Raw genomic sequence first — 26,225 nt, forward strand, 5'->3', positions numbered from 1 at the left:
TAAAAATCATGAATAGTTCTGAAAATACTATAAAAGCAACCTTTGATAAATCGTATCTGAAAAATATTTTTGAAGACATCGGCAAAGCTACATTGTTTACAACTCGGTTTTTTAAAGAAGTTATAAAACCTCCCTTTGAATTCAAAGAATTTCTATGGCAGTGCTATGCTATTGGTTATAAATCATTGCCATTGGTAAGTATAACTGGTTTTATAATGGGATTGGTACTTACTATACAATCCCGACCAACAATGGCCAAATTTGGTGCAGAATCCTGGTTACCCAGCATGGTTGGTCTTTCGTTAATTCGAGAAATTGCTCCTGTAATTACGGCCTTGATTTGTGCCGGAAAAATTGCATCTGGAATTGGAGCCGAATTGGGTTCTATGAAAGTAACTGAGCAAATTGACGCCATGGAAGTTTCGGCTATAAATCCTTACAAATACTTGGTGGTTACCCGAATTATGGCAACTACAATTATGATTCCTATTTTAGTTGTTTTTGCCGACTTTATTGGAGTTTTTGGTGGCTACATAGGATACAATATTCATGAAAACATGAATTTTTACCGTTATTTCTCCAATGTGTTAGAACATCTGGAATTTCTGGACATACTGCCCGCTGTACTAAAAACTTTTTTCTTCGGATTTGCTATTGGTTTTGTTGGCTGCTATAAAGGATTTAATGCTGAGAATGGAACCGAAAGTGTTGGGAAAGCGGCAAACACGGCTGTTGTTGCTGCTTCGTTGGCCATCTTTATCATTGATATGATTGCCGTACAGATAACCGACTTATTTTACTAAAATCATGATAAAAACTAAACCATTGAAGGAAAAAAAGACAACAACACTTCCATCAGAAACGATCATAGAGCTAAAAAATGTTTGCAAATCATTTGGTGATAATACCGTTCTAAAGGGCGTTAACCTTTCGGTGAAAAAAGGTGAGAATTTAGTGATTTTAGGACGATCAGGTTCTGGAAAATCAATCACCATAAAATGCGTGGTTGGTTTAATTCATGCTGATGAAGGTGCAATTGCTATTTTTGGCACAGATATCACTAAATTAAATAATGCCGGACTAAATGATATCAGAGTTCGAATAGGTTTTCTTTTTCAAAATGGTGCTTTGTACGATTCCATGACAGTTAGACAAAATTTAGAATTTACTTTAAAACACCATTCGCCACAAGTATCTTCTACTGAAGTTGATGCAGCAATTCTTGATGCCCTTGAAAGTGTAGGATTGGAAGAAGCCATTGACAAAATGCCATCCGAATTGTCTGGAGGAATGAAAAAAAGAATAGGTCTGGCAAGGACGCTTATCATTAAGCCAGAAATCATATTATATGACGAACCAACTACGGGATTAGATACCATAACCTCGAGAGAGATTAGCGAACTGATTTTATTTGTACAAAAAAAATACAAAACAACCTCTATTATTATCACACATGATATGGCTTGTGCCAAACTAACAGGTAACCGAATTATGATTTTGAATGACGGTGTTATCCATGCCGAAGGTACCTATGAAGAATTAGAAAAAAGTAAAGACGAATGGGTTCGTTCTTTTTTCATTTAATAAATATAACACTCAAATTATGTATAAAGAATCAGGGTTTACTTGGAAACTAGGGATGTTCGTAGCAATTGGATTAATTCTCTTTATTGGGACTATATATTTTGTTGGAAAACAGAAAAATTTATTTGGCACCACTTTTACTTTACAATCACAATTCAAAACTGTGACTGGACTAAAAATAGGAAATAATGTTCGTTTTTCAGGAATAAATGTGGGAACCGTAAGTGAGATTGAACTCATTAACGACTCGACTGTCGCAGTAAAATTAGTAATCAAAGACGAAGTAAGAAAGTTTATAAAAACAGATGCCAAAGCAAGTATTGGTTCCGATGGTTTAATGGGAGATAAAGTACTTACCATTTCTCCTGGAACAAAATCAAAAAGTAGCGTAAAAGACAATGCAAGGATTGCTTCAATAAGTGCAATCGAAATAGAAGACATAATGAAGGGCGTAAAAACCACAGTTGACAATGCGTCTGTAATTACAGATCAGCTTGCAGAATTTAGTTATAAAATAAATAATGGAAATGGAACACTGTCCAAACTCTTGATGGATGAAAAAATGGGACAAAAGCTTGATGCCACTTTATCCAATTTAGAGATCGGCACAAAGGGATTTAGCGAAAATATGGACGCCGCAAAACACAACTTTTTACTGAAAGGCTATTTTAATAAAAAAGAAAAAGCAGCAGCCAAAAAGAAAGAAGAGATTCAAAAAGAAAATGAATCAAAAACCAAAGCTGCAGCAAAAAAACAAGAGGAGACTCAAAAAGAAAAAGACAAAAAATCCAAAAATGATAATCAGTAAATTATGAAATCTTTATAATTTATAGTATAACAAAACTAAACAGTTTACGTTTCATCTTTGCTGTATCAAACCTACAGGAGAACAGAAGTACTTTCTCTATTAAGTAATTAATGTTGTATAAAAGCTTCAAAATTAAAAAACAATGAAAACAGTAAAACTAATTGCCCTCGTCCTATTCTTATTTGCTTCAACAACAAATCATGCCCAAGTTTCAATTAATGTAAATTTTGGAACGCCACCACAATGGGGACCAACAGGGTATTCAGAAGTATCCTATTATTACTTGCCAGATGTGGAATCCTATTATGATATACGTCAAGAACAGTTTATATTTCTCAGTAATGGTGTTTGGATAAGATCTCATAATTTACCAAATCGCTATAGAAATTATAATTTATACAATGGGTACAAAGTAGTCTTGAATGATTATCATGGAACCAGACCTTATGGACATTACAAAGAGCATAAAGTAAAATATTACAAAGGTTATAATGGAGGTCATCAGGAAAACTACAGAGGAGCTTCTCAACATAAAAATGATAACCATGAAAATCACAATAATGAAAGTCATGATAATCATGATAATGGAAATCATGATAACGGAAACAAAGGCAATAAAGGTCATAAAAACGGCAAACACTAATAGCTAATGATATGAAAACCGAAAAAGAACTTAACGAAAAAATCCTGAAGACGACTTTGTTAATAAAAACGGAATATCCCGAATTATCAAAATATCTGCTAGAAATGCCAGAAACCATTCCAGACGTAAAAAACCCTGAAATGGATATAAAAGTGCTGAAAGAATATCTGAATTCCTTAAAAGAAATTTTAGATAAATATGCACCAAATCACAAGATTGATATTTCATAAACTTAATAAAAGAAAAATGAAAACAAGAAAAAAATTAGGCATTTGGATGGATAATTCCATAGCTCACATTATCGAATTTACTGATCAATGGGAAGAATTGCAAACTATTGAATCCAATTTTACTCATCAAGACAGAGTTAGCAGCCAAAGTAAAAGTGAAAACATAATGCACAATAAAGAACAGCAATCACAAGCTGAATTCTATAAAAAACTGGAGGACATTATTGTAAAGTATGACACTGTATTGCTTTTTGGTGCAACCAATGCAAAAACAGAACTGTTTAATAAGACGCAAAAAGACCATCGGTTTGAAAATACAAAAATTGAGGTTAAAGAAACTGACAAAATGAGTAAAAGTCAACAAATCAGTTTTTTAACTGACTATTTTGAGACTGCAAAAGCATAAATTTCTTTAAAAAAATTAAATTTAAGGCAACGGGAACGTTTGTTAAAAATTTAGGATAAGCCCTGCTATTAAATTGGTAGGGCTTTTATATTATTTCTAAAAATAAAATCACATGAACAAAATATACAGCCATACCGAAAATCTTTTTGAAAAATTAGTTTCGGTTGCAACAACAATATTAGGTAATTCCATTTCGTTTATAATAGCATTAGCCTTAGTGCTATTTTGGTGGATTAATAGTTTATTCATAAACAATGACATACATCTTCTTATTGGTGATATCATTTTTGGCGTTACTTTCTTGAGTTTATTTATAATCCAAAAATCTTTCAATCGATTCTCAGCTTCTCTACATCTAAAAATAAACGAATTGGTTTCTTCGCACGAACCTGCAAGCAATTCAGTAATGAACGCCGAAATCAAAACAGAAAGGGAAATCACAGAATTATCAAAAGAGTATTCTGATCTGGCTGAACAAATTAAAGAGATTGATGAAGAACTAAAAGGAGGCTTTAATAAAGAACTTGACAAAGCTTTGGATGACGAAGAAAATCACATCAAAGACTGATTAAGTTGATACATTATAATGTAAAAACCGTAAATCATATAACTCTTTACAAGAATTTTGTAACCCTTATATGTCAGAATCAATGCACCTTTGTAATGTTGTGAAAATGATTTCACACTTAATTACATCAAAATGAACACAACAGAACTAAAAGGAAACTGGGAAGAACAAAAAGGGAAATTGAAACAAAAATTTGCTGCCTTAACAGATAATGATTTATTATTTGCCGAAGGAAAGAAAGAAGAAATGATGGGGAAACTTCAAATCAAATTGGGAAAAACCAAAGAAGAACTTCATAAAATTATTCAAGGACTGTAAATAGCAATTAAAGTTGTATCCATTTGATCTCCACATCTGTTTAAATGGATATAATTTTTATCAAAAAAAATTAAAACCATAAATTTATTAGATATGAAAAAATCAATTTTAACCCTTGCTGCAGTAGCTTTTGTAATGGGATCAATCATTACAAGTTGCAAACCAAATACCGAAAAAGTTCAGGATGCTCAAGAAAATGTAGACAGTGCAAAAGTTGCTGTAACAGAAGCCGAAGACAATTTGGACGAAGCCAAAAGAGTGGCTACAGATGAAGAATGGCAACAATTTAAGGAAGATACCAATGCCAAAATAGAGGAAAACAACGCCAAAATTGCTGAGTTGAAATCGAGCATCAAAAAAACCGGAAATGATATTGATAAAACATATCAAAAAAATATCGACGCTATGGAACAAAAAAACAAAGAGCTTAAAATAAAAGTGGATTCCTATAAAAATGATGCCAATAGTGATTGGAAGTCTTTTAAAAGAGAATTCAACCATGATATGGATCAACTTGGCACAAGTTTGAAAGACTTTGCCGTGAACAATAAAAATTAACAAACAACCAAACAAATTTTATTTCAATTAACATTTAAAAACAAAAATCATGAGCAATCTTCTTTATACAATCGCAGTAATACTAGTCATTTTTTGGGCAATCGGATTTTTTGCATACAGTGCAGGATCTATCATACATATACTACTTGTAATTGCATTAATCGCAGTAGTTTTAAGAATAATTCAAGGTAGAAAAGTTTTATAATTAATCATAAAAAATAAAGACATGAAAGCAAATAAAATCGCATTAGGAGTTTTGGGTGGTATTGCCACAGGAGCTATATTAGGAATATTGTTTGCACCTGCTAAAGGGTCAGAAACAAGAAAAAAAATTCAAAAAAAAGGCAATAATTATGCCGATGAATTTAAAGATAAATTAGACAATCTATCTGGAACAATAAAAAGCAATTATGAAAAAATGTTCCAAAATGGTAAAGAATTAATTGCAGATGGCAAATCAAAATATGATGATGTCAAAAATGAAATTAAAAAAGGAAGTATTTAATTTTTGAATATAATGGCAACAATAGGTATAATTTTTTATAAAGATAGGACCTTAATCAAGTAACTTCCCAATCATTTGTATTAAGTACTTTTGATAAATCGCTTGCTTCAGATTTTATTAGACTCTCAAATTATCATGCCTATTGTTGTTGTTTTATTCAATTTATAAATTAGTTTAAACATTTTTTTTATGATTTGAAGTTCATCACTTTTTTACGTATTCAGAGAATGTAGATTAAATTTTAAAAACGCAAATTTGATGGATGCAAATAATAAAAATGATTTGATTATTGCCAACAAACAATTGGCATTTCAAAATCAACAAAAAGATAATAGGATATTGCAATTGGTTACTGATAACAAAAAATTAGTTATTCAAAATGATGAAAATAAAAAGTGCATTACAGAACTAAAAAATAACAATAAAAAATTGACGCTTGATTATCTAAAAAACAAAAAATGCCATGAAGATTTGATTATAGTCCATGAAAATCTTATATCACAAAATAAAAATAAAGAGAAACAGAGTGCAATATTGTCAAAAACGAATGATAAACTCAAGAATGCAAAAGAAACTCAAAATGGATATATAGAAGGACTTGAGTCAATTTTATTTATGACCTCACACAAAATACGTCAACCAATTGCAAATATTCTGGGCTTGTCCTCTTTATTAAATGATGCTAAAAATTCAAATGATGAGACCAAAGTCTTTATCGAATTCATAAAACAATCTGCATTGGTACTCGATGTTTATACGCAAGAATTAACAGCTTACACTTTTGATTTAAAAAAGAAAGTATATTTAGAAAACAATAAATAAAATATTAAAGATTAAAAAAAAACATAGAAATTGCTTCGAAAGAGAACTTCAAAAGCCGAATTGCACAAAAGCAATTTGGCTTTTTTTATGTAGTTCTGTCAATGAAAACATGATTTTATTTGTAAAATATTTTACTGCGAATTATACAACTAATACCTTAAATTATGTAATACACTTTATAAATAATCAATCAACCTTTGTGAATTAAATAATCAAATCTAAAAAAAATGAATACTAAAAACCTATTATCAACAATTGCATTGGCTATCGTTATTGGACTCTCAGGATGTTCAAAAGATGATGTTCAGGAAATTACTGGTGAATCTCCCACCGTAGTATCGGCTAATCCTGAAAATGCAACTATAAATGTTCCTTTGGACAAAACCATTTCTGTAGTTTTCAATCAAGATATGAAAGCATCCACTATAGATGGAACTTCTTTTACTGTGCAGGGAAGAACATTAGTAACCGGAACAGTAAGTTTTAGCGGAAAAACTGCTACTTTCAAGCCAACGACTCCTCTTGCAGCAAATACTACTTATACAGTAACGATAAAAACTACTGTCAAAAACCTATTGGGAAAATCCCTGGATGCTGATTATGTTTGGACATTTAGTACAGGTACTATTCTAAATCCAACAGTAATTTCCTCAGACCCAGTAAATAAATCTACAGATGTATTTCTTAATAAGGTAATCTCAGCCAAATTCAATATGGCAATGACCCAAAGTACCATAAATTCAAACACATTTACGGTAAAACAAGGGACTACAGCTGTTGCTGGAGCAGTAACCTACTCAGAAACAACGGCCTATTTTACACCAAATACTCCATTAGTGGCCAATACTCTCTATACAGCAACAATAACTACAGGAACCGAAAATATTCAAGGAACTCCATTGACTTCTAATTATGTTTGGACTTTCACCACAGGTGCGACTATAGCCCCAAAAGTAATTGCTACTGATCCTTTAGATAATGCAAAAGCAGTACCTTTAAATAAATCTATTTCGGCTAATTTTAGCGTTGCAGTAGATCCGAAAACTATTAGCACAGCAACATTTACTGTAAAAAATGGTACAACAGTATTATTAGGAGTAGTTTCCTACACTGGCACAACAGCCACTTTTAATCCAAGCAGTGACCTTTTGCCAGGAACAATTTATACCGCTACCCTATCCGGAGTAAAAAATGTTGCGGGAATTCCTATTGCCAATGATTATGTTTGGAACTTTAGCACCAGTTCAGCATTAACTGGAAATCTAGTAAATCTGGGTTCTGCTGAACGATTCGGTATTTTATCAGGCGTTGGCGTAAGCAATAATGCCGGTTTTAGCGAAATTAGAAATATGGATGTAGGTATATATCCTGGTGTACGTTCATCGGTTACTGGATTCCCACCTGCAATCATCGTCGGAGGTGCCATTTATGCATCAGATGATATTGCTCCTCCTGGAATAGGCACTATGCTAATAAAAGCCAAACAAGATTTAACAAATGCTTATCTTTTTGCCGAAGGTGCTTCTACGCCAGCTCCTGCAACTGTCTCTGGTGATCAGGGTGGAAAAACACTGGCTCCGGGGATTTACAAGTCGACTTCAACACTTTTAATACAATCTGGAGATTTAACTCTGGATGCACAAGGTGATGCCAATGCAGTTTGGATTTTTCAGGTAGCTTCAGACTTTACAACCGTTGGAGGAGCAGGCGGAAATGTAATCTTGAGCGGTGGTGCTCAAGCAAAAAACATCTTTTGGCAAGTTGGAAGATCTGCAACAATTGGAAATTATACAATTTTTAAAGGAAATATATTGGCCTTAACATCCATTACTCTTAATTCACACGCTACTGTTCAGGGCAGAATGCTTGTCCGAAACGGAGCTATCGTTATGACGGACACGAATATTATTTCAAAACCATAAAAATAAATAGTACAGACAGTATAATAATAAATTAAAAGGATAGGTAAATAAAAGCCTATCCTTTTTTTTATGAAAAAAAATACTATTTTTACTTTCTAACTTCATTAAAATGAATGCAAACGAACAACTAATTCATAAATTCTATACTGCTTTTGCAAATGCTGATGCGAAAACCATGTGTGAATGCTATCATACCAACATACAATTTGAAGACCCAGCTTTTGGAATCCTAAAAGGAAATGATGTTTGTAAAATGTGGAAAATGCTGATCGAAAAAAGTAGAGGCAATCTCAAAATTGAATTTTCTCAAATAAAAGCTGATACATACGCTGGTTCTGCACAATGGATAGCTACCTATAATTTTAGTAAGACCAATAGAAAAGTAATAAATGTTATTCAAGCGCAATTTCAGTTTCAAGATGACTTGATTATAAAACACAGCGATTATTTTGACATTTGGAAATGGTCTAAGCAAGCATTTGGAATCAAAGGATTATTGTTTGGCTGGACTGGCTTTATGCAGAAGAAAATTCAGGAACAAGCATTGTTATCACTCAAAAACTATAAAAAATAAACTCTATAATGTCTTTAGAAATAGTTAAAAACTTATTCAATCGAGATTTGAATAAATTAAAAAAAGAGATCGAATCGTATCAAAACGAAAACAAAATTTGGTGCATTGAAAAAGAAATTTCTAATTCTGCTGGGAATCTTTGTCTGCATTTAATAGGCAACCTAAATACATATATTGGTGCTGAAATAGGCAAAACAAATTATATAAGATATAGAGAATTGGAGTTTTCCCAAAAAGATATCTCTCAAATCGAATTATTAGCCAAAATTGAATCAACAAAGCAAACTGTCAGTGATGCACTTGAATTATTAGCCGATGAAGATTTAAAAAAAGAGTACCCTCTTTTGGTCTTTGAAACTAAAACTTCTACAGAATTTCTATTAATTCATCTTACTACACATCTGGCTTACCATTTAGGTCAAATAAATTACCACAGAAGATTACTAGATAATTAACTTTAAATACTTATTTGCCACAATATCAGATATTTAATATTCAATACTTCCTTTTGGCTGATTTACTATTCCTTTAAAATGAGGAATAAAAAGTATTTCTTTCCACGTTAAATTCCTCTCCTTTCTGATAAATTTGTCAATTCTTAGACGATTATAATTTCAAATACATATTTAATAATACAAAACTTATTAAAAATTTTAATTATTTTAAATTTCTAAAACGTAATAGTTTAAAAATAAATCAGTAAAATTAATAAAAACCTAAAAAACAATTGCTTTTAAAAGGAATATGTAAATAAAATTCAAAACTTTAGCCAAACTTACTATTTATCTTAAAAATTCTTAAATTTACTGATATAAATTATTTTTATAAAACAGTAACAGTTAATTAAATATTTTGAATAAAATGAAAAGTACAACTGAAACAATAAATTTTAAGACAGGAAATTGGAACACATCAATTGATGTTTATGACTTTGTATTGAAAAACATCGTTCCGTATGAAGGAGACGCAAATTTTTTGGTTGGTCCATCTGAAAAGACTAAAACATTGTGGGATATTTGTAAAGAAAATTTACTTCAAGAACAAAAAAATAAAGGATGTCTTGCCATAGATACCAATGTTATTTCAAACATCACCTCTTTTGGTCCAGGATACATTAACAAAGAGAATGAAGTAATTGTTGGTTTACAGACCGATATGCTTTTAAAAAGAGCAATGAAACCTTTTGGAGGTATTAAATTAGTAGAGTCTGCAGTGGCTGAAAGAGGTTTGAAAGTATCTGATGAAGTAGTAAAAATATTCAACTATGCAAAAGATCACAATCAGGCCGTTTTTAATGCATATGATAGCGAAATTAGAACATACCGTTCCAAACACTTATTGACTGGTTTACCAGATAATTATGCCAGAGGCCGTATTATTGGCGATTTTAGAAGAATTGCACTTTATGGAGTAGATCGTTTGATTGAAGCAAAGAGAGCCGATTTTAATGCTACTACTGGTGAAATGAGTGATCACAAAGTACGTTTGAGAGAAGAAATTTCAGATCAGATTAAGGCTTTGCAAGACATGAAAATAATGGCCAATTCTTATGGTCTTGATATTGCCAATCCTGCAACTACTGCGCAAGAAGCAGTGCAGTATACTTATTTGGCTTATTTAAGCGCCGTAAAAGAACAAGACGGAGCAGCTATGTCGCTGGGTAATGTATCTTCATTTTTGGATATTTATATCGAAAATGATTTAAAATCTGGACTTATCACTGAAGAAGAAGCACAAGAATTTATTGATCAGTTTGTAATGAAGTTGCGCTTGGTGCGTCATTTACGTCCTGGAGCATATGACACTATTTTTGGTGGAGATCCAACATGGGTAACCGAAGCCATCGGTGGACAACTTAATGATGGAAGAACAAAAGTGACTAAAACATCTTTTAGATTTTTGCAAACACTATACAATATTGGTCCATCTCCAGAACCGAATTTAACTATTTTATGGTCTCAAAAATTACCAAAGGGATTTAAGGATTTTTGTACTCAAGTATCTATTGATACTTCATCGTTGCAATATGAGAATGATGATTTAATGCGAACTAACAGAGGATCTGACGACTACGGTATTGCATGTTGCGTGTCTTACCAGCATATCGGAAAAACAATTCAGCATTTTGGGGCACGTGCCAATTTACCAAAAGCCCTACTTATGGCTTTAAATGGTGGTAGAGAGGAAGACAAAGGCTCTGTTGTTATAAAAAACATTCAGCAAATAGAAGACACTGTTTTGAATTATGACTCCGTAATGGCGATGTTCAAAATCACATTGGCTGAAGTGGCAAGAGTGTATGCAAAATCAATGTACATCATACATTATATGCATGATAAGTACTATTATGAAAGAGCTCAAATGGCCTTGATAGACAGTGATCCAAACATTGATATCGCTTATGGAGCAGCAGGAATTTCTATTATAGCCGACTCTCTTTCAGCCATAAAATATGCAAAAGTAACTCCGGTAAGAAATGAACTTGGATTGACGGTAGATTTTAATATCGAAGGTGACTTTCCTCAATTTGGAAATGACGACGACAGAGTTGATGGTATTGCAAAAGAAATAACAAGCATCTTTATTGCCGAATTAAGAAAGCACAACACTTATAAAAATGCAACTCCTACCCTTTCATTATTGACCATTACTTCGAACGTTATGTATGGTTCAAATACAGGCGCTACTCCTGATGGACGAAAAAGCGGAGAAGCTTTTGCACCTGGAGCAAATCCAATGCATGGCAGAGATATAAATGGAGCAATTGCTTCACTAAATTCGGTCAGCAAATTAAATTACGAAGATGCTCAAGATGGGATATCCTACACTTTTACAATGGTTCCAAAATCTTTAGGATCTGATAAAGAAGAGCAAGTATCCAATCTGACAACAATTTTAGATAGTTATTTTGGGCGAAATGCACATCACTTGAACGTAAACGTTTTGGATAAAGAAACTTTACTAGATGCATACAATCATCCAGAAAATTATCCTCAATTGACCATTAGAGTTTCTGGATATGCAGTTAATTTTGTTAGATTATCCAAAGCACATCAACTGGAAGTAATAACAAGAACTTTTCATGAAAACTTGTAATAATCAATAACTATAATTTATAATTAAACCACTTTAACCTGTCTAGAAATGTAAAATAATTTTAGACAGGTTTTAATTTTTATACTAATGTATTTTCCACAGCAAAAATCAAAAGCCGATTCAATTGATATATTGAATTCTGACTCATTACGGACTCATTCCATTGAAACATTGGGTACCCATGATGGGCCTGGGATTCGTATGGTCGTTTTTGGCCAAGGATGCCAGTTCCGATGTTTGTATTGTCAAAATCCAGATACACTAGATATAAATGGAGGTACTTTTATTCCAATTGAAGATCTGGTAGAAAAAGCGATGCATCAAAAATCTTATTTCAGTAAAAAAGGAGGTGTTACGGTTTCTGGCGGAGAACCATTACTGCAACGAGACAAATTGATTCAGTTTTTTGATCGATTGCATGAAAATGGAATCCATACTTGTTTGGACTCAAATGGTAGAGTTCTGGACGAAAAAACAAAAATACTTTTAAGCAAAACCGATTTATTGCTATTGGATGTCAAACACATCAACAAAGAATGGCATAAAAAATTGACGGGTTTAAAAAACAAGACAACATTAAGCGTCGCCGAATATCGAGAAAGTACCGGGAAGCCAATGTGGCTAAGATATGTACTCGTTCCGGGTTGGACCGACCAAGAAGAATACCTACACGAATGGGGACAATATTTTACCAATTATCAAACTATCGAAAGAGTAGAAATTATTCCTTTCCATCAATTAGGAAAACACAAATGGGAAATCTTAGGTTTTGACTATCAATTAGAAAACACGCTTCCTCCAACAACAGAAGAAATAAACAAAGCAGCTGATATTTTTAGACTTTACTTCAAAAATGTAAAGATTAAATAATGTCAATGTTTTAATTTTTAAATACAATAACTATTCAATTATGTCAAAAAACAAATATCTGATCGTATTGGCAGGAATGATAATGCAACTGTCGATTGGATCTATTTATGCTTATAGCAAATGGATTGAACCATTATCAAAAGAATTAAACTGGGATGCGCATGATACCAAAACTGCTTTCAGTCTGGCAATCTGCTTTTTAGGATTAACAGCTGCATTCATGGGCAAATTTGTTCAAAAAATCGGACCAACAAAGGCGGGAATGCTTGCCACTCTGTTTTTAACTATCGGATTGTCTGGGAGTGCCTTGGCCGTCAATATGGGTTCAATTTATTTGTTTTACTTATCATTTGGTGTTTTGCAAGGTATCGGCTTAGGTTTTGGGTATATCGTTCCTGTTTACACAGTTGTAAAATGGTTTCCTGATCGCCCAGGATTAGCTTCGGGTATCATTATTATGTCATTTGCTTTAGGTTCTTTACTAGCTTCTTTTTTAATTGGACCATTATATACTTCTATGGGATTATCAGGGGCGTTTCTAACTTTAGGAATTGGTTATGGAATTTGCATGTTATTGAGCGCTTTGTATTTAGCCAACCCCATAAATACTAATGCAAATCAACCAATTCATGTCGATTTGACTTCAAAAGAAATTATAACCGACAAACGTTTTATAGCATTATGGTTGTTGCTGTTTTTTAATGTATGTGGTGGTATTGCCATAATCTCAAAAGCAGCAATTTTAGGAGAAGAAGTAGTAGGAATGACAGCTACTCAAGCAACAATGTTTGTAGCAATTATAGGTTTATTTAATGGATTGGGACGTTTGTTCTGGTCAAGTATATCAGATAAAATTGGCTGTTGGACTACATTTATGATTTTTATTGGCATAAACGCTGTTTGCTTTGCTTTAATTCCAACTTTTTCAACCAATCAAACCTCATTTCAAGCTTTAACTTTTATTATTATTGCGGGTTATGGTGCAGGTTTTGCAACAATGCCTTCCTTTGTAAAAAGCATATTTGGTACTGAAAACTACGGACAGGTACTTGGTTACACATTAACGGCATGGTCTGCCGCAGCATTTGTTGGTCCATTATTGTTAGGCTTAAGTACAGAAATTACTATTTTCTACCTTTTTGCTATCTTACTTGTTTTGGCTTTGTTTGTCGGATTATGGCTAAAGAGAGTATTACTATTAAAACCACATACTATTGCAAAATAGTACAATCCAAATTTTGTCAAACTAGGTGCAATCGAGATGTATAGTTCATTCTCCAGAGCGAAGCCGATTGCATTTAAACTTGTACAATTAGAATACTTTTATAAATTATTGATACAATACCAATTCAAAAATATTTGAGAATTATTAACAAAAAAGCCTGTAAAACTAAATTTACAGGCTTTTCTATTTTATTCTAAATATAGACTAATTAAAATCATTTTCACTTTCCAAACCAAAAAGCTTTCCGGTTTTCCAAAGTTTTAAGTCTTTTTTCAAATTCTTTTTATTGCGATTAGTCAATTCTTTTGAATCTAAATCCTCCAAATTTGGCTTTCCTGCATTTACCCAAGCCGTGTACCAAAAATTGGATGTTGCCACAATGGCTTTTCGCATTTGGCTTTCCACCATTCCATTCATAGCTTCATGTAATTTTGTTGCATATTCTTTGGAATAGATCAAATCACCAAACTTGTTTTTTGCAATATTACCTTTCTCATCCTTTTCAAACATTGTCTCTGCAGTAAAAGTGGCACGTAGATTTCTATCAATCAACAACAGAGGTTCTACTTGACTGTGTGTGTCTTTCAACATGTCCCAAGTTGCTTTTTCAACATTATCCACATACTTAGCTTCTCCTGTATAAAAATTATAATTTTTACCAAACATTTCAGGGAGACGGGATTCCCACAAAGAGTGAATACCTTTTTGATTGGTCAATTGTCCATCGTGATTTGCGGAGGTATGCAAAGGCATGTGTGCATCACCTATGTAATGCGCCAAATCTCCTGCTAGGAACAAAATTTCAGTCTTTCTTTTATCCTTAAATGCTTTGGTCAACTTGGTCATAATTTCCTGAATGTACCAAGGAAGTATTCCATTACTAGACAAAAACTTCTCATCATACTTTTTCTTAGCTTCTTCAAATGGAAGTGGAATAGAATCTACAGCACCAAAATTCTCCATGTCCATAAAATGACGCGGATTTTCGGCTTTATCGCGTAAAGTATATTTACGCAAATCCGGAACCGTTGATTCTTGAGTTATAAAATCAAGATGATTGTAAAAGAAAGTTTGCATAGGTTTTGGCAATGCCATAACTGCAGCATTATTAATATGTTCGTGGCCAAAAATACCCCAAGACAAAGTAATAAAAGCAATACTAATTACCGAAAAAGTAATGAATGTAGGTTTAAATTTAAAATTTTTCATTATATTTATTTAATTGAAGTACAAAAGTATTTTTTTTAAAGATAATTTAAACGATTTGAGTTTAAATTTATGTTAATCCAAAGAAAATAAATTAAAATGTTTAGACATCAAGGGAAAAATAGAACTTCCAAACACAATTTACGTCTTGCCATACTATTATCGTTCGTAGCAGGAATTGTAAATGTAACAGGAGTTTTAGCAGTAAAAACATTAACTACAAATGTTACTGGACATTTTGCCTATTTTGCCGAAGAAGTAACCAAACACGATTACAAAGCAGCTATTGTATTTTTAATTTATACATTATTCTTTTTGGCTGGAGCTTTTACCTCTAATTTTTTAGCAGAGTTGGTATCCGAAAAGAAACAAGAACTTTCGCATTTGCCAGCAATAGCCATTGAATTTCTTATTTTGGTCACTTTAGGTTTTTTGGGAATGAAACCTGATTTAAATTTATTAGATGGAAAGTGGATTGCCTTTGGTCTGCTTTTCGCCATGGGAATCCAAAATGCATTAGTGACGAAAATTTCGCAGTCAACGGTAAGAACAACCCATCTAACAGGACTCTTCACCGATTTGGGGATCGAATTGTCGCAATTGTTTTTTTATAAAAGACCCGAGGAACGAAAAGCCTTAAAGACTAGAATTTACTTAAGATTGTCCATTATTACATTCTTTTTTCTGGGTTGTTTCATTGGTGGATTCATCTACGGTCATTTGGCTCTTAAAACACTATTTGTTGCAGCTGCTTTTCTATTGATTGCATTCTACTACGATTACATCCGACTGCATTTTATTGCCATCAAAAGAAAGCAAAAATCCTTTTTAGAAATATAGAATTGCTAATAAAGTTCCAATCGCGATACTCACCCATAGCAAAACACCTTGTAATAAAGGCAATAAACCCAACGATTTCAAAACAGAACGGTTAAGCCCCGCTCCTATCAAAAATAAGGTAATCGTAAGACCTATTTTCGAAATTGAAACCAAATGCGGTGCAACATTCGCAACAGAAGTAAAATAAGTATTGCAAACCATCGCCAAAATAAACAATCCGATAAAATAAGGAATTTTCACTTTGCTCGTTTTATTTTTAAAAGCGATTGCCGTAATCAAAGCCACAGGAATAATCCATAAAGCTCTTGCTAATTTTACAGTAGTAGCCACTTGCAAAGCTTCTGCTCCATATTTATTGGCTGCCCCAACAACAGAACTCGTATCGTGAATGGCAATGGCGCACCACAACCCAAAATCATTTTGAGACATATTCAATAAATGTCCCACAAAAGGGAATACAAACAAAGCAATCGAATTGAGTATAAAAATCACTCCCAAAGCCACCGAAGTTTGCTTTTCATCTGATTGGATTACGGGAGCAATCGCTGCAATAGCACTTCCTCCACAAATAGCCGTCCCGCAAGAAATGAGATGAGATGTTTTCTTTTCAATTTTAAACCATTTCCCAAATAAAGTTCCCAAAACAATTGTCACAATTATTGAAGCAACAGTAAAGAGAAAACCTTCTTTTCCAGCTGCTACCGCACTATGCACATTCATTCCAAATCCCAATCCCACAACCGAAACCTGTAATAAAATGTTAGTAGCCTTGTGATTCAAATGCAAAAATGGATGCCCAGAAAGATTGGCAACAATTAAACCCAACAACAACGCTATCGGAGGTGAAATAATTGAAAACAAACAAAGAAGCAGAAGCAAAACAAAAATAACCTGTTGTACTGTAGTATTGATGTTAAGGAAATTTGAGGTATTAACGCTTTCAGTTTTCATTTGTTTTGTAGATTTTAACACTACAAAGGTCGATATAAAACCAAGTCGACGCCAATCGTTAAAAACAATCTACTATAACTTTAAATTATAATAACTTGAAATGTTTTTTATAAATAATTCAGAAAGAGAGTCGGATTTTCCTTGTAAAGTAACGATATAGAAATAACGTTCAATCGTCAAATTATCGACGTCTAAAATTTGTAATTCTTTATTTTTCAACTCTTTATCAATAGAATGTATTGATAAAAAAGCAACGCAATTCGAATTCATCAGATACGATTTTATACTTTCTGTGCTTCCTAATTGCATTTCAATTTGTAAGTTCTCCATTTTGATATGGAAAGGTTTCAAAGCATATTCAATAACTTCAAGTGTTCCAGAACCTTGTTCGCGTACAAGAAACCGGAGCGATTTAAGATCGGCAGGAGCGATTTCTTTTTTATGGACTAATGGATTATTAGAATTACAAACCAAAACCAACTCATCTCTAATAAATTGAGTGTATTTTATGGATTGATTTTTAGATTGCCCTTCCACAATTCCAATTTCAATTTCTTTATTCAACAAAGCATTTTCTATTTGTTCTGTATTTCCGTTAAGCAAATTCACTTTTACAGCTTCCAGTTTTTGATGAAAACGGGCCAAAAGTGGCGGAATAATATATTGAGAAATCGTGGTACTCGCTCCCAGTCGCAACAAACCTTTGCGTTCATTGATAAAAGTGCTCATATCAAAGTCGATTTCTCTATAAATTTCAAAGATGTTCTTAGTATGCTTCAACAACACTTCCCCCGCGTTGGTGAGGGCTATTTTTGAGCCGTTTCTTTCAAAAAGTTTGATTTTGTATTCTTCCTCCAATTCTTGAATATGTTTGGAAATAGCGGGCTGTGTTATGAACAACTCGGAAGCCGCTTTGGTAAAGCTCAACCGGGTGGCTACAGTGAAAAACACTTTTAGTCTAAAATCCATAGCTTTATTTTTATCTAAATTACGGTTTACAACATCCCATTATACTTTCGAACAAACCATTCGGTAGAAAGAAATACAGCAATCAAAACCAGCAACCACTTCCAATCAATCAAAGGCGATTTGGTTACCACATCTTTCTGAACGGCTTTGTATTCCTCATTCTCTAACAATGTTTTTATCAAAGCATCGATTTGATTTGGATAAAAAGCTGCCCCTTTCGTTTGCACTGCCAATTGTTCCAATTTTTGAACATCTGGATTTACAAACTGCTTTTCAATATCAAAATCCAGAATCTCAAAATGTCCAGAATACGATGTTTTGGAATTCAGTTCCTTTACAGAGAAATTATAGCTTCCTGCTGCAAGTCCGTCAAGATTAACTTTATACGTATTGTTTCCTTTTAAAAGGTCGAAGTTCTTGGTTTGTTTTGTTTTGATATTGGTCACAGCAATGGTCAAACGTGCTTTTTCATCAAAATCATAATTCTTGTTGAAATATTGAGCTGTAATCTCGATAGCTTCACCTGAGTTGTAAAATCTTTCGTGATTGACAACCAATGATTTTTTGGCATTATTGGAAGCCAAATATTGTATTATCTTATTGATGAAAACATCATATTTTTCAAAGGATTGATTGTCGATATGGCTTTGCAAACTCCATTTCCAACTGTTTTCGCCAAACAAATAAGCCGTTCTCTTTCCTTGATTCTCCGTAAAACACAACAGAGGTGCTTTGGTATCAATGTTTCTGATTTTGGCAGAAAGCAATACATTGACTTCGCCATTAATTGCAATCGTTCCGAAACTATTTTGCAAAGGCGGCAAATTTTCGAATCCTAAATTATCCACCGCAAAAAGATTAAACTGTGAATCAAAGTCAGCCAAATAATCTTCTTCCTGACCACTCATTTTAAAAATGAAAGTATTTTGCTTCTGGTTTAAAAATGAAAAGTCAGTACTCGTTCCCGTTATGATAAACGTATTCAGATTGGCTTTTTGGTTCGCCTCAAAAACCGATTTAAATGCCGCTGTTGGCTGATACAAAATAAGCACATTATAATCCTGTAAAGACTTTATTTCGTTTGGCTTAACTAATACTACTTTATGTTGTAAATTAGATTCAATTGCTCTTTTTAAAACAGCAATATCAGGATGATTTATTGTTGAAACAATTGCAACTGTTGTTTTCTGATCAATAACTTCAACAGCAAAATTCTTGATATTATTAAAGGTATTTTTTTCAATTTCTTTTGAATCTATTTTAGCTTTATAAATCTGCAATCCCACTTTATTGGCAGGCAAAAGCACATTTAGAACAGCTGTTTTTTTTGATGGAGAAAAAGAAACGCTTTCTTTATGCAAAACTTCATTTCCTTGTATAATACTAAAATTTGTGGTTACACTTTTATCTCCGGAATACTGCAAAAACACTTCAACTGGGAATTTATTTTTTAGAAATGCATATTTATTGACATTCAACTGATTAATTTTCAAATCCAACACTTTGGTTGTGTCACCCAAAATCAAAGGATAAACTTTATTGTTTTCGTCAAAACTATACACATAATCATTGCCAGAAGTTTGATTTCCGTCCGTAATAATTACCGTTGGATAAAACGCATTTTTATAAATACTCTTCAAATTTTTGGCAACCAAATCCAGATTGGTTTGAGTTCCCGTAAAAGTTAAACTATCCGATTGTCGAAAATCAGTATCAAAAAGATACGATTGCACTTCAAATTTTTCTTGAAGCGCCTTATTTGACTTTAACTTTTGGGCTAATTCCAAAGCTTTTTCTTTCGCATTCAAAAAAGAAATAGAACTAGAGTTATCAACCACAATAGGCAATGGTGTTTTGATAATTTCGAGCTTACTAGTTGTGATAATGGGATTTATCAGAAGCAACAGTATCGAAAAAACACTAAGAAAACGCAAAAAAGTCAAAAACAAATACACCTTCGATTTGTTTTTGACTTTATATAAATATTGAAAAAACGACAAACCACCCGCTATTAATACAGAAAGTAGTAGTAATAGAATCGTGTTTACAGTCATATTTTTTTATTTTAAATGATGAATTCTGAATTGTTTGCACATTTATAATTCATCATTTATAATTCATAATTATTTTAAGTCAGCATTCCTCCGCAAACATTCAAAACTTGGCCTGTTACATACGCACTCATATTCGATGCAAAGAATAAACAAGCATTGGCAACATCATCCGTAGAACCACCACGTTTCAAAGGAATTCCATCTCTCCAACCTTTTACAACATCCTCGCTTAATTTGGCTGTCATTTCAGTTTCGATAAAACCTGGTGCAATTACATTACAACGTATATTACGAGAACCCAATTCCAACGCTACAGATTTCGAAAAACCAATTACACCTGCTTTTGAAGCCGCATAATTTGTTTGACCCGCATTTCCTTTTACGCCAACCACAGAACTCATATTGATAATAGAACCTGAACGTTGTTTCAAAAATGTTTTCTGAATCGCTTTGGTCATATTAAAAACTGACTTCAGGTTAACATCAATAACTTGGTCAAAATCAGCCTCTGACATACGCATCAATAAATTATCTTTAGTGATACCGGCATTATTTATCAAAATATCAACTGTACCAAAATCGGCTAGAACTGCATCTACAAATTTTTGAGCTTCATTAAAATCGGCAGCATTAGATTGGTAACCTTTGGCTTTTATTCCCAAAGCATTCAATTCATTTTCCAAAGCTTGTGCAGACTCAACAGATGAGCTATAAGTAAAGGCAACATTTGCTCCATTTTTTGCAAAAACTTCGGCTATTCCTTTTCCAATTCCACGACTTGCGCCAGTAATAATGGCTACTTTTCCTTCTAGTAATTTCATATGTAAATATTTATTGCTTATTATTTGTCATATGTAATTAGCATAACTTCTGTTAATCTGTATTACCTATTTACAGAGATGCTCATTTCATATTCTAAAATTAGTTTATTTTTTTTATTAGGAGCTAATCCTGCTATCCGCTGCAATCTTTTGTGTTAAAAAAAAACACAAAAGGATTTCCACTGCTATCAGGGCTAGTTTACAAAGGTCAAATATAATAATAAAATACGGATAGAAAAAAATTACAATTCCAATTTGATTTCACAGAGATACCCAAAGGAAAAAACACAAAGTTGCACAAATAAAAATTTATAAAACTTTTCGAATCTCTGTGCTAGTTTTTGTGACACTTTGCGAAATAGCATAATTTAGAAATTTTAATTTGATTGTGATGCCACAATGAAAACAATAGCAAGCAAAGCCAGACAAAGACCTACAATGTTTAGTTTCGTAACTTTCTCCTTGAAAACAAAAACACCTACAAGACTACCAATCATTATAACTCCCATATTCATGCCTGCAAAAACGGTAGAGGGATTTTGGGCAAATGCCTGATGCGCCTTTAGATAGAATAGGATGTTCCCAAAATTAAAAATCCCAACCAAACCTCCGAAAATAATACTCTTAAAATCTATTTTAGTCTTTCTAAAAAGTATTTCATAGACATTGAAAAATATCATTATTACAAGCGCTACCGAAAAAATCACAAATAACGAAATCGTAAAAGGCAGGCTTGAAGTCAGCGCAATTTGTTTAAAAAGAAGATCGATTACTCCAAAACCAAGCAATACCAAAGCAGGATAAATCCATTTGTTTTCCTTGTTTTCAGCAGGTTTATTCAGAATAAGTAGTATCGCCGGAAATCCAAACAAAAGAGCCGTTAGCTTGAGTGTGCTGAATTGTTCTCCAAAAAACAGCCAAGCTCCTAATATAGAGAAAATCAGTGATAATCGTTGGGCAGCATCGGTTTTTACAATACCCATATATTTTATAGAAGTAGCCAAAAAAAGAAATACTACAGGCAATAAAATTCCTAGTGGAATAAGAATTCCCCAAGGAGATGAAGCATCCAAGGCATTTAAATCAGGGCTAAAAAAGAAATAACAAAAAAATAAAGCAAATACATAATTGTATGCCACAATCTGTGTAGCTGACACCTGATAACGACGAGCTAGTTTAAAAATCACGCCAACAGTCACACTGCAAATAACAGACAGAATAAGAAATAACATAATTCTATTTTTTCATGCAAAAATACTATTTAAACCAAGAATTCACATTAAATTCTTCTTCGAACAACTGCAAATCCGATTTATTACAAATATTTTTAATCAACTTTATACTATTTTTAATATTATTTAAGTTCTATACAACTAAATTGCACTAAAATAAATTGAATATGGAGAACATAAAAATACTTTGGGTCGACGATGAAATCGATTTACTCAAACCACATATATTATTTCTGGAGAAAAAAAATTACAGCGTTACCACTTGCAACAATGGACGCGATGCCATCGATATTTTTGACGAAAACAATTTTGACATTGTTTTTCTTGACGAAAATATGCCCGGAATGAGCGGTCTGGAAACGTTATCGGAGATGAAAGAGAAAAAATCTTCTATCCCGATGATAATGATTACCAAAAGTGAGGAAGAATATATAATGGAGGAGGCGATTGGTTCCAAAATTGCCGATTATCTTATCAAACCCGTAAATCCCAATCAGATTTTGTTGAGTTTGAAGAAAAATCTAGATCATTCCCGATTGATTTCTCAAAAAACGACTTTGGATTACCAAAAAGAGTTTCGAAAAATCACTATGGAAATGGCAATGGTCAACTCCTATGAAGATTGGGTTGAATTGTACAAAAAACTAATATTTTGGGAACTGGAACTCGAAAATATAAATGATCAAGGAATGGTAGAAATTCTGGAATCCCAAAAAGTGGAAGCCAATTCCCAATTTGGTAAATTTATAGAACGCAATTACGAAGATTGGTTTGCTCCAAAAGCGGATAAACCGATACAATCGCATACCTTATTTAAAGAATTGGTTGTGCCAGAAATTCTCAAGAAAGACAAGCCTGTACTTTTTGTTGTGATTGACAATTTGCGCTACGATCAATGGAAAGCCTTTGAAAGCGTGGTGGGTAATTATTATAAATTAGAGAAAGAAGTTCCATATTATGCAATATTACCAACTGCTACACAATATGCAAGAAATGCCATTTTCTCTGGATTAACTCCTCTTGAAATGGAAAAACAATTTCCACAGTATTGGAAAAATGACCCAGAAGAAGGAGGTAAAAACCTATTTGAAGCTGAATTTCTAACGGCTCAAATTAAGCGTTTAAGACTTGATATAAAAGAAGATTATTTTAAGATCACCAATTTGGCAGGAGGGAAAAAATTAGCAGAAAACTTCAAATCACTAAAAGACAACGACTTAGTTACTATTGTTTATAATTTTGTCGATATGCTATCGCACGCCAAGACCGAAATGGATGTCGTAAAAGAATTAGCTTCTGACGATAAAGCGTATCGTTCGCTGACATTGAGTTGGTTCAAAAATTCACCTCTATTGGAAATTATTCAACAAGCACAAAAATTAGGTTTCAAATTAATTTTGACAACCGACCACGGAACCATTAATGTGAAAAATCCATCAAAAGTAGTAGGAGATAAAAATACCAGTTTGAATTTACGTTACAAAACTGGACGTAGTTTGACTTACGAACAAAAAGATGTATATGCTGTAAAAGAGCCTAAACTTATTGGTTTACCAGCCATAAATATGAGCAGCTCGTATATTTTTGCAAAAAATGATTTGTTTTTGGCGTATGTAAACAACTACAATCATTATGTGAGTTATTACAAAAACACGTATCAACATGGCGGAATCTCATTAGAAGAAATGATTATTCCTTTTCTAGTTTTTAATCCAAAGTAGAGAAAAAGAATATAGAAAGCAGTTTTCAGGAATCTGTTATTAAACTGTCAAAAAAAAATAGAAACTGCATTAATACTAGGCACAAAAACAAAAAACGCATAACTGAATAAAAAAATGACGATTACATTTTCTATAAACCAACTTGGAGCAGTTGCTCAACAAATTTTAGACGAAAATCCAAATAAAGTTATCCTTTTTAATGGGGAAATGGGCGTTGGAAAAACAACTTTAATCAAACAACTTTGCAAAACATTGGGTGTACAGGATGCCACCAGCAGCCCAACTTTTTCTCTGGTGAATGAATATCAAACCGATACGAATCAAATTGTGTATCATTTTGATTTTTATAGATTAAACAAGGAAACCGAGGCACTCGATATGGGTGTTGACGATTATTTATACTCTGGAAATTGGTGTTTTATAGAATGGTCAGAAAAAATTGAAAATTTGATTCCAGATCAACATACCATAATTACAATTGAACTTCTTCCCAGCGGTGAGCGTTTATTAGAATTAAAGTAATTTAGAATTATGAGTTTAGACACCAATAAAGTCAAAATCATTCCTTTTTCAATCGAATTGAAGGATGCCATCAAAACATTAAATTTGGAATGGCTTCATAAATATTTTAAGGTTGAGCCTAAAGATGAAAAGGTACTATCTGACCCTCAAGGTGAAATAATTGACAAAGGGGGATTGATTTTTTATGCCCAATACAACAATCAAATTGTTGGTACAGTTTCTTTATTAAAAGTTGACGCAAACACATTTGAATTGACAAAAATGGCAGTATCCGATGAAAATCAAGGACTTGGTATCGGTAAAAAACTGATGGAACATTGTTTGACTGAGGCAAAGCAAAAAGGAATTCAAAAATTGATTTTGTATTCTAATCGCAAATTAAAACCGGCAATACATCTATATGAAAGTTTTGGCTTTATCGAAATCCCAGTTGAAGAGGGCGTTTATGAAAGAGCCGATATCAAAATGGAGAAAGTACTTGTCTAAAACTAATCCTATTAGGTAACATTTAAATAAAAAAAGTTACAAATCTTTTTTGTAAATTGTACCACTTAACACAATTTTCTCAATGTCTATAAGTCCATTTACAAAAGAACAACTACTGCCTCAAGAAGAAAAACTAGAAATAGCTAGACACAAAAGCCAACTTTTTATAGGAATTCCAAAAGAGACCAGTTATCAGGAAAGACGCATTTGTTTAACACCAGATGCGGTGAATTCGCTTACCTATCAAGGACATAGAGTAATGATTGAAGCAGGAGCTGGCGTAAGTTCCAGTTACACTGACAAAGAATACAGCGATGCAGGAGCAGAAATTACTCAAGATACTAAAAAAGTTTTTGGCTGTCCAATGCTTTTAAAAGTAGAGCCTCCAACAATCGCCGAAATTGAAATGATGCATGCCAAAACAATTGTTTTATCAGCCATTCAACTAAAAACTAGAAAAAAATCCTATTTTGAAGCTTTATCTCGAAAAAAAATAACAGCACTTGCTTTTGAATATTTAAAAGATGAAGATGGCTCCTACCCTGCCGTAAAATCATTGAGTGAAATTGCGGGAACAGCTTCCATACTCATTGCTGCTGAATTAATGATTACAAATGAGTTTGGAAAAGGACTCTTATTTGGAAACATTACAGGAGTTCCTCCTACCGAAGTTGTCATTTTAGGCGCCGGAACTGCAGGAGAATTTGCGGCCAAAACTGCAATAGGACTTGGAGCAAGCGTCAAAGTATTCGATAATTCGATAACCAAGCTGCGTCGTCTGCAAAACAACCTAAACCAACGTATTTTTACTTCTACCATTCAACAAAAATCATTACTAAAAGCGTTAAGACGTTGTGACGTTGCTATTGGTGCCATGAGAGGAATAGAACGTTGTCCCGTAGTTGTGACCGAAACAATGGTCGAACACATGAAAAAAGGTGCCGTAATAGTTGATATAAGTATTGATACTGGCGGATGTTTTGAAACTTCCGAAGTGACAACTCACGAAAAACCCACTTTTATAAAAAGTAATGTTTTGCATTATTGTGTACCCAATATTCCTTCCCGATATTCCAAAACGGCCTCGCTTTCCATAAGCAATATTATCACTCCATATTTATTGCAAATTGCAGAAGATGGTGGTATCGAAAGTGCCATCCGTTGCAATGCAGGACTAAAAAACGGTGTTTATTTATACCACGGCATTCTCACCAACAAAGCCATAGGCGATTGGTTTGATTTACCGGATAACGATATTAATTTAATTGTTTTTTAACTAAACTTTCCCATACCT

Annotated in this window: 29 protein-coding genes; 23 read left to right on the forward strand and 6 right to left on the reverse strand. The window is 33.0% G+C overall.

The window, feature by feature from the left end; translation table 11 throughout:
- Window positions 1–8 precede the first annotated feature (8 nt).
- From OLM57_RS13880 to OLM57_RS13965, 18 genes are all read left to right on the forward strand, one after another.
- Window positions 9–803, forward strand: coding sequence for an MlaE family ABC transporter permease (locus tag OLM57_RS13880; RefSeq protein WP_264564282.1), 795 nt, complete (start codon window positions 9–11; stop codon window positions 801–803).
- Between the two features lie 4 nt (window positions 804–807).
- Window positions 808–1,584 (forward strand): ABC transporter ATP-binding protein, encoded by a 777-nt coding sequence (locus OLM57_RS13885; protein WP_264564283.1) that lies wholly within the window; start codon window positions 808–810, stop codon window positions 1,582–1,584.
- Window positions 1,585–1,603: 19 nt separating this feature from the next.
- On the forward strand, window positions 1,604–2,392 hold the full coding sequence (locus OLM57_RS13890) for an MlaD family protein (protein WP_264564284.1): 789 nt from the start codon (window positions 1,604–1,606) through the stop codon (window positions 2,390–2,392).
- Window positions 2,393–2,534: 142 nt separating this feature from the next.
- Complete coding sequence (locus tag OLM57_RS13895) at window positions 2,535–3,035, forward strand: hypothetical protein (RefSeq protein WP_264564285.1); 501 nt, start codon at window positions 2,535–2,537, stop codon at window positions 3,033–3,035.
- Between the two features lie 11 nt (window positions 3,036–3,046).
- The gene (locus tag OLM57_RS13900) at window positions 3,047–3,265 is read left to right on the forward strand and encodes a hypothetical protein (RefSeq protein WP_264564286.1); all 219 of its coding nucleotides are present in this window, start codon (window positions 3,047–3,049) and stop codon (window positions 3,263–3,265) included.
- Between the two features lie 16 nt (window positions 3,266–3,281).
- Window positions 3,282–3,671: a hypothetical protein gene (locus tag OLM57_RS13905; RefSeq protein ID WP_264564287.1), complete on the forward strand. Its 390-nt coding sequence runs from the start codon at window positions 3,282–3,284 to the stop codon at window positions 3,669–3,671.
- Between the two features lie 112 nt (window positions 3,672–3,783).
- Complete coding sequence (locus tag OLM57_RS13910; protein WP_264564288.1) at window positions 3,784–4,239, forward strand: low affinity iron permease family protein; 456 nt, start codon at window positions 3,784–3,786, stop codon at window positions 4,237–4,239.
- A 132-nt stretch (window positions 4,240–4,371) separates the two neighbouring features.
- Entirely contained in the window at window positions 4,372–4,557 is a 186-nt protein-coding gene (locus tag OLM57_RS13915) for a CsbD family protein (RefSeq protein WP_264564289.1), read from the forward strand.
- Between the two features lie 93 nt (window positions 4,558–4,650).
- The gene (locus OLM57_RS13920) at window positions 4,651–5,115 is read left to right on the forward strand and encodes a hypothetical protein (protein WP_264564290.1); all 465 of its coding nucleotides are present in this window, start codon (window positions 4,651–4,653) and stop codon (window positions 5,113–5,115) included.
- A 49-nt stretch (window positions 5,116–5,164) separates the two neighbouring features.
- The gene (locus OLM57_RS13925) at window positions 5,165–5,320 is read left to right on the forward strand and encodes a lmo0937 family membrane protein (RefSeq protein ID WP_264564291.1); all 156 of its coding nucleotides are present in this window, start codon (window positions 5,165–5,167) and stop codon (window positions 5,318–5,320) included.
- A gap of 21 nt (window positions 5,321–5,341) precedes the next feature.
- Complete coding sequence (locus OLM57_RS13930) at window positions 5,342–5,620, forward strand: YtxH domain-containing protein (RefSeq protein ID WP_264564292.1); 279 nt, start codon at window positions 5,342–5,344, stop codon at window positions 5,618–5,620.
- A gap of 258 nt (window positions 5,621–5,878) precedes the next feature.
- Window positions 5,879–6,442: a hypothetical protein gene (locus OLM57_RS13935; RefSeq protein WP_264564293.1), complete on the forward strand. Its 564-nt coding sequence runs from the start codon at window positions 5,879–5,881 to the stop codon at window positions 6,440–6,442.
- 227 nt (window positions 6,443–6,669) lie between these two features.
- Window positions 6,670–8,364: an Ig-like domain-containing protein gene (locus OLM57_RS13940; RefSeq protein ID WP_264564294.1), complete on the forward strand. Its 1,695-nt coding sequence runs from the start codon at window positions 6,670–6,672 to the stop codon at window positions 8,362–8,364.
- A gap of 109 nt (window positions 8,365–8,473) precedes the next feature.
- Entirely contained in the window at window positions 8,474–8,938 is a 465-nt protein-coding gene (locus OLM57_RS13945; protein ID WP_264564295.1) for a nuclear transport factor 2 family protein, read from the forward strand.
- 8 nt (window positions 8,939–8,946) lie between these two features.
- Window positions 8,947–9,393 carry a DinB family protein gene (locus tag OLM57_RS13950; protein WP_264564296.1) on the forward strand — a complete coding sequence of 149 codons (447 nt, stop codon included), beginning with the start codon at window positions 8,947–8,949 and terminating at the stop codon, window positions 9,391–9,393.
- 406 nt (window positions 9,394–9,799) lie between these two features.
- The gene (gene pflB / locus OLM57_RS13955; RefSeq protein WP_264564297.1) at window positions 9,800–12,034 is read left to right on the forward strand and encodes a formate C-acetyltransferase; all 2,235 of its coding nucleotides are present in this window, start codon (window positions 9,800–9,802) and stop codon (window positions 12,032–12,034) included.
- 87 nt (window positions 12,035–12,121) lie between these two features.
- Window positions 12,122–12,904, forward strand: a complete 783-nt coding sequence (gene pflA, locus OLM57_RS13960; RefSeq protein ID WP_264564298.1) for a pyruvate formate-lyase-activating protein — start codon at window positions 12,122–12,124, stop codon at window positions 12,902–12,904.
- Between the two features lie 40 nt (window positions 12,905–12,944).
- Window positions 12,945–14,129 (forward strand): OFA family MFS transporter, encoded by a 1,185-nt coding sequence (locus OLM57_RS13965; protein WP_264564299.1) that lies wholly within the window; start codon window positions 12,945–12,947, stop codon window positions 14,127–14,129.
- A 204-nt stretch (window positions 14,130–14,333) separates the two neighbouring features.
- Here OLM57_RS13965 and OLM57_RS13970 read toward each other — a convergent pair whose 3' ends face one another.
- Window positions 14,334–15,338 (reverse strand): zinc dependent phospholipase C family protein, encoded by a 1,005-nt coding sequence (locus OLM57_RS13970; protein ID WP_264564300.1) that lies wholly within the window; start codon window positions 15,336–15,338, stop codon window positions 14,334–14,336.
- Window positions 15,339–15,434: 96 nt separating this feature from the next.
- Between OLM57_RS13970 and OLM57_RS13975 the strand changes: the two genes are divergently transcribed.
- A complete protein-coding gene (locus OLM57_RS13975) occupies window positions 15,435–16,175 on the forward strand; it encodes a YoaK family protein (protein WP_264564301.1) in 741 nt (246 codons plus the stop codon).
- Here OLM57_RS13975 and OLM57_RS13980 read toward each other — a convergent pair.
- From OLM57_RS13980 to OLM57_RS14000, 5 genes are all read right to left on the reverse strand, one after another.
- Entirely contained in the window at window positions 16,164–17,126 is a 963-nt protein-coding gene (locus OLM57_RS13980; protein WP_264564302.1) for a YeiH family protein, read from the reverse strand. The two genes, OLM57_RS13975 and OLM57_RS13980, sit on opposite strands and share 12 nt — an antisense overlap.
- A 72-nt stretch (window positions 17,127–17,198) precedes the next feature.
- Window positions 17,199–18,095, reverse strand: a complete 897-nt coding sequence (locus OLM57_RS13985) for a LysR family transcriptional regulator (RefSeq protein ID WP_264564303.1) — start codon at window positions 18,093–18,095, stop codon at window positions 17,199–17,201.
- Between the two features lie 26 nt (window positions 18,096–18,121).
- The gene (locus OLM57_RS13990; RefSeq protein ID WP_264564304.1) at window positions 18,122–20,149 is read right to left on the reverse strand and encodes a hypothetical protein; all 2,028 of its coding nucleotides are present in this window, start codon (window positions 20,147–20,149) and stop codon (window positions 18,122–18,124) included.
- Window positions 20,150–20,223: 74 nt separating this feature from the next.
- Entirely contained in the window at window positions 20,224–20,970 is a 747-nt protein-coding gene (gene fabG, locus OLM57_RS13995; RefSeq protein ID WP_264564305.1) for a 3-oxoacyl-[acyl-carrier-protein] reductase, read from the reverse strand.
- Between the two features lie 377 nt (window positions 20,971–21,347).
- Window positions 21,348–22,202, reverse strand: a complete 855-nt coding sequence (locus OLM57_RS14000; RefSeq protein WP_264564306.1) for an EamA family transporter — start codon at window positions 22,200–22,202, stop codon at window positions 21,348–21,350.
- 167 nt (window positions 22,203–22,369) lie between these two features.
- Between OLM57_RS14000 and OLM57_RS14005 the strand changes: the two genes are divergently transcribed.
- From OLM57_RS14005 to OLM57_RS14020, 4 genes are all read left to right on the forward strand, one after another.
- The gene (locus tag OLM57_RS14005; RefSeq protein WP_264564307.1) at window positions 22,370–23,923 is read left to right on the forward strand and encodes a bifunctional response regulator/alkaline phosphatase family protein; all 1,554 of its coding nucleotides are present in this window, start codon (window positions 22,370–22,372) and stop codon (window positions 23,921–23,923) included.
- 114 nt (window positions 23,924–24,037) lie between these two features.
- Window positions 24,038–24,445 carry a tRNA (adenosine(37)-N6)-threonylcarbamoyltransferase complex ATPase subunit type 1 TsaE gene (gene tsaE, locus OLM57_RS14010; protein WP_264564308.1) on the forward strand — a complete coding sequence of 136 codons (408 nt, stop codon included), beginning with the start codon at window positions 24,038–24,040 and terminating at the stop codon, window positions 24,443–24,445.
- A 9-nt stretch (window positions 24,446–24,454) separates the two neighbouring features.
- On the forward strand, window positions 24,455–24,931 hold the full coding sequence (locus OLM57_RS14015) for a GNAT family N-acetyltransferase (protein WP_264564309.1): 477 nt from the start codon (window positions 24,455–24,457) through the stop codon (window positions 24,929–24,931).
- 82 nt (window positions 24,932–25,013) lie between these two features.
- Window positions 25,014–26,207, forward strand: a complete 1,194-nt coding sequence (locus OLM57_RS14020; RefSeq protein ID WP_264564310.1) for an alanine dehydrogenase — start codon at window positions 25,014–25,016, stop codon at window positions 26,205–26,207.
- The last annotated feature ends 18 nt before the right edge of the window (window positions 26,208–26,225 follow it).

The organism is Flavobacterium sp. N3904 (assembly GCF_025947305.1).
Lineage (GTDB): Bacteria > Bacteroidota > Bacteroidia > Flavobacteriales > Flavobacteriaceae > Flavobacterium.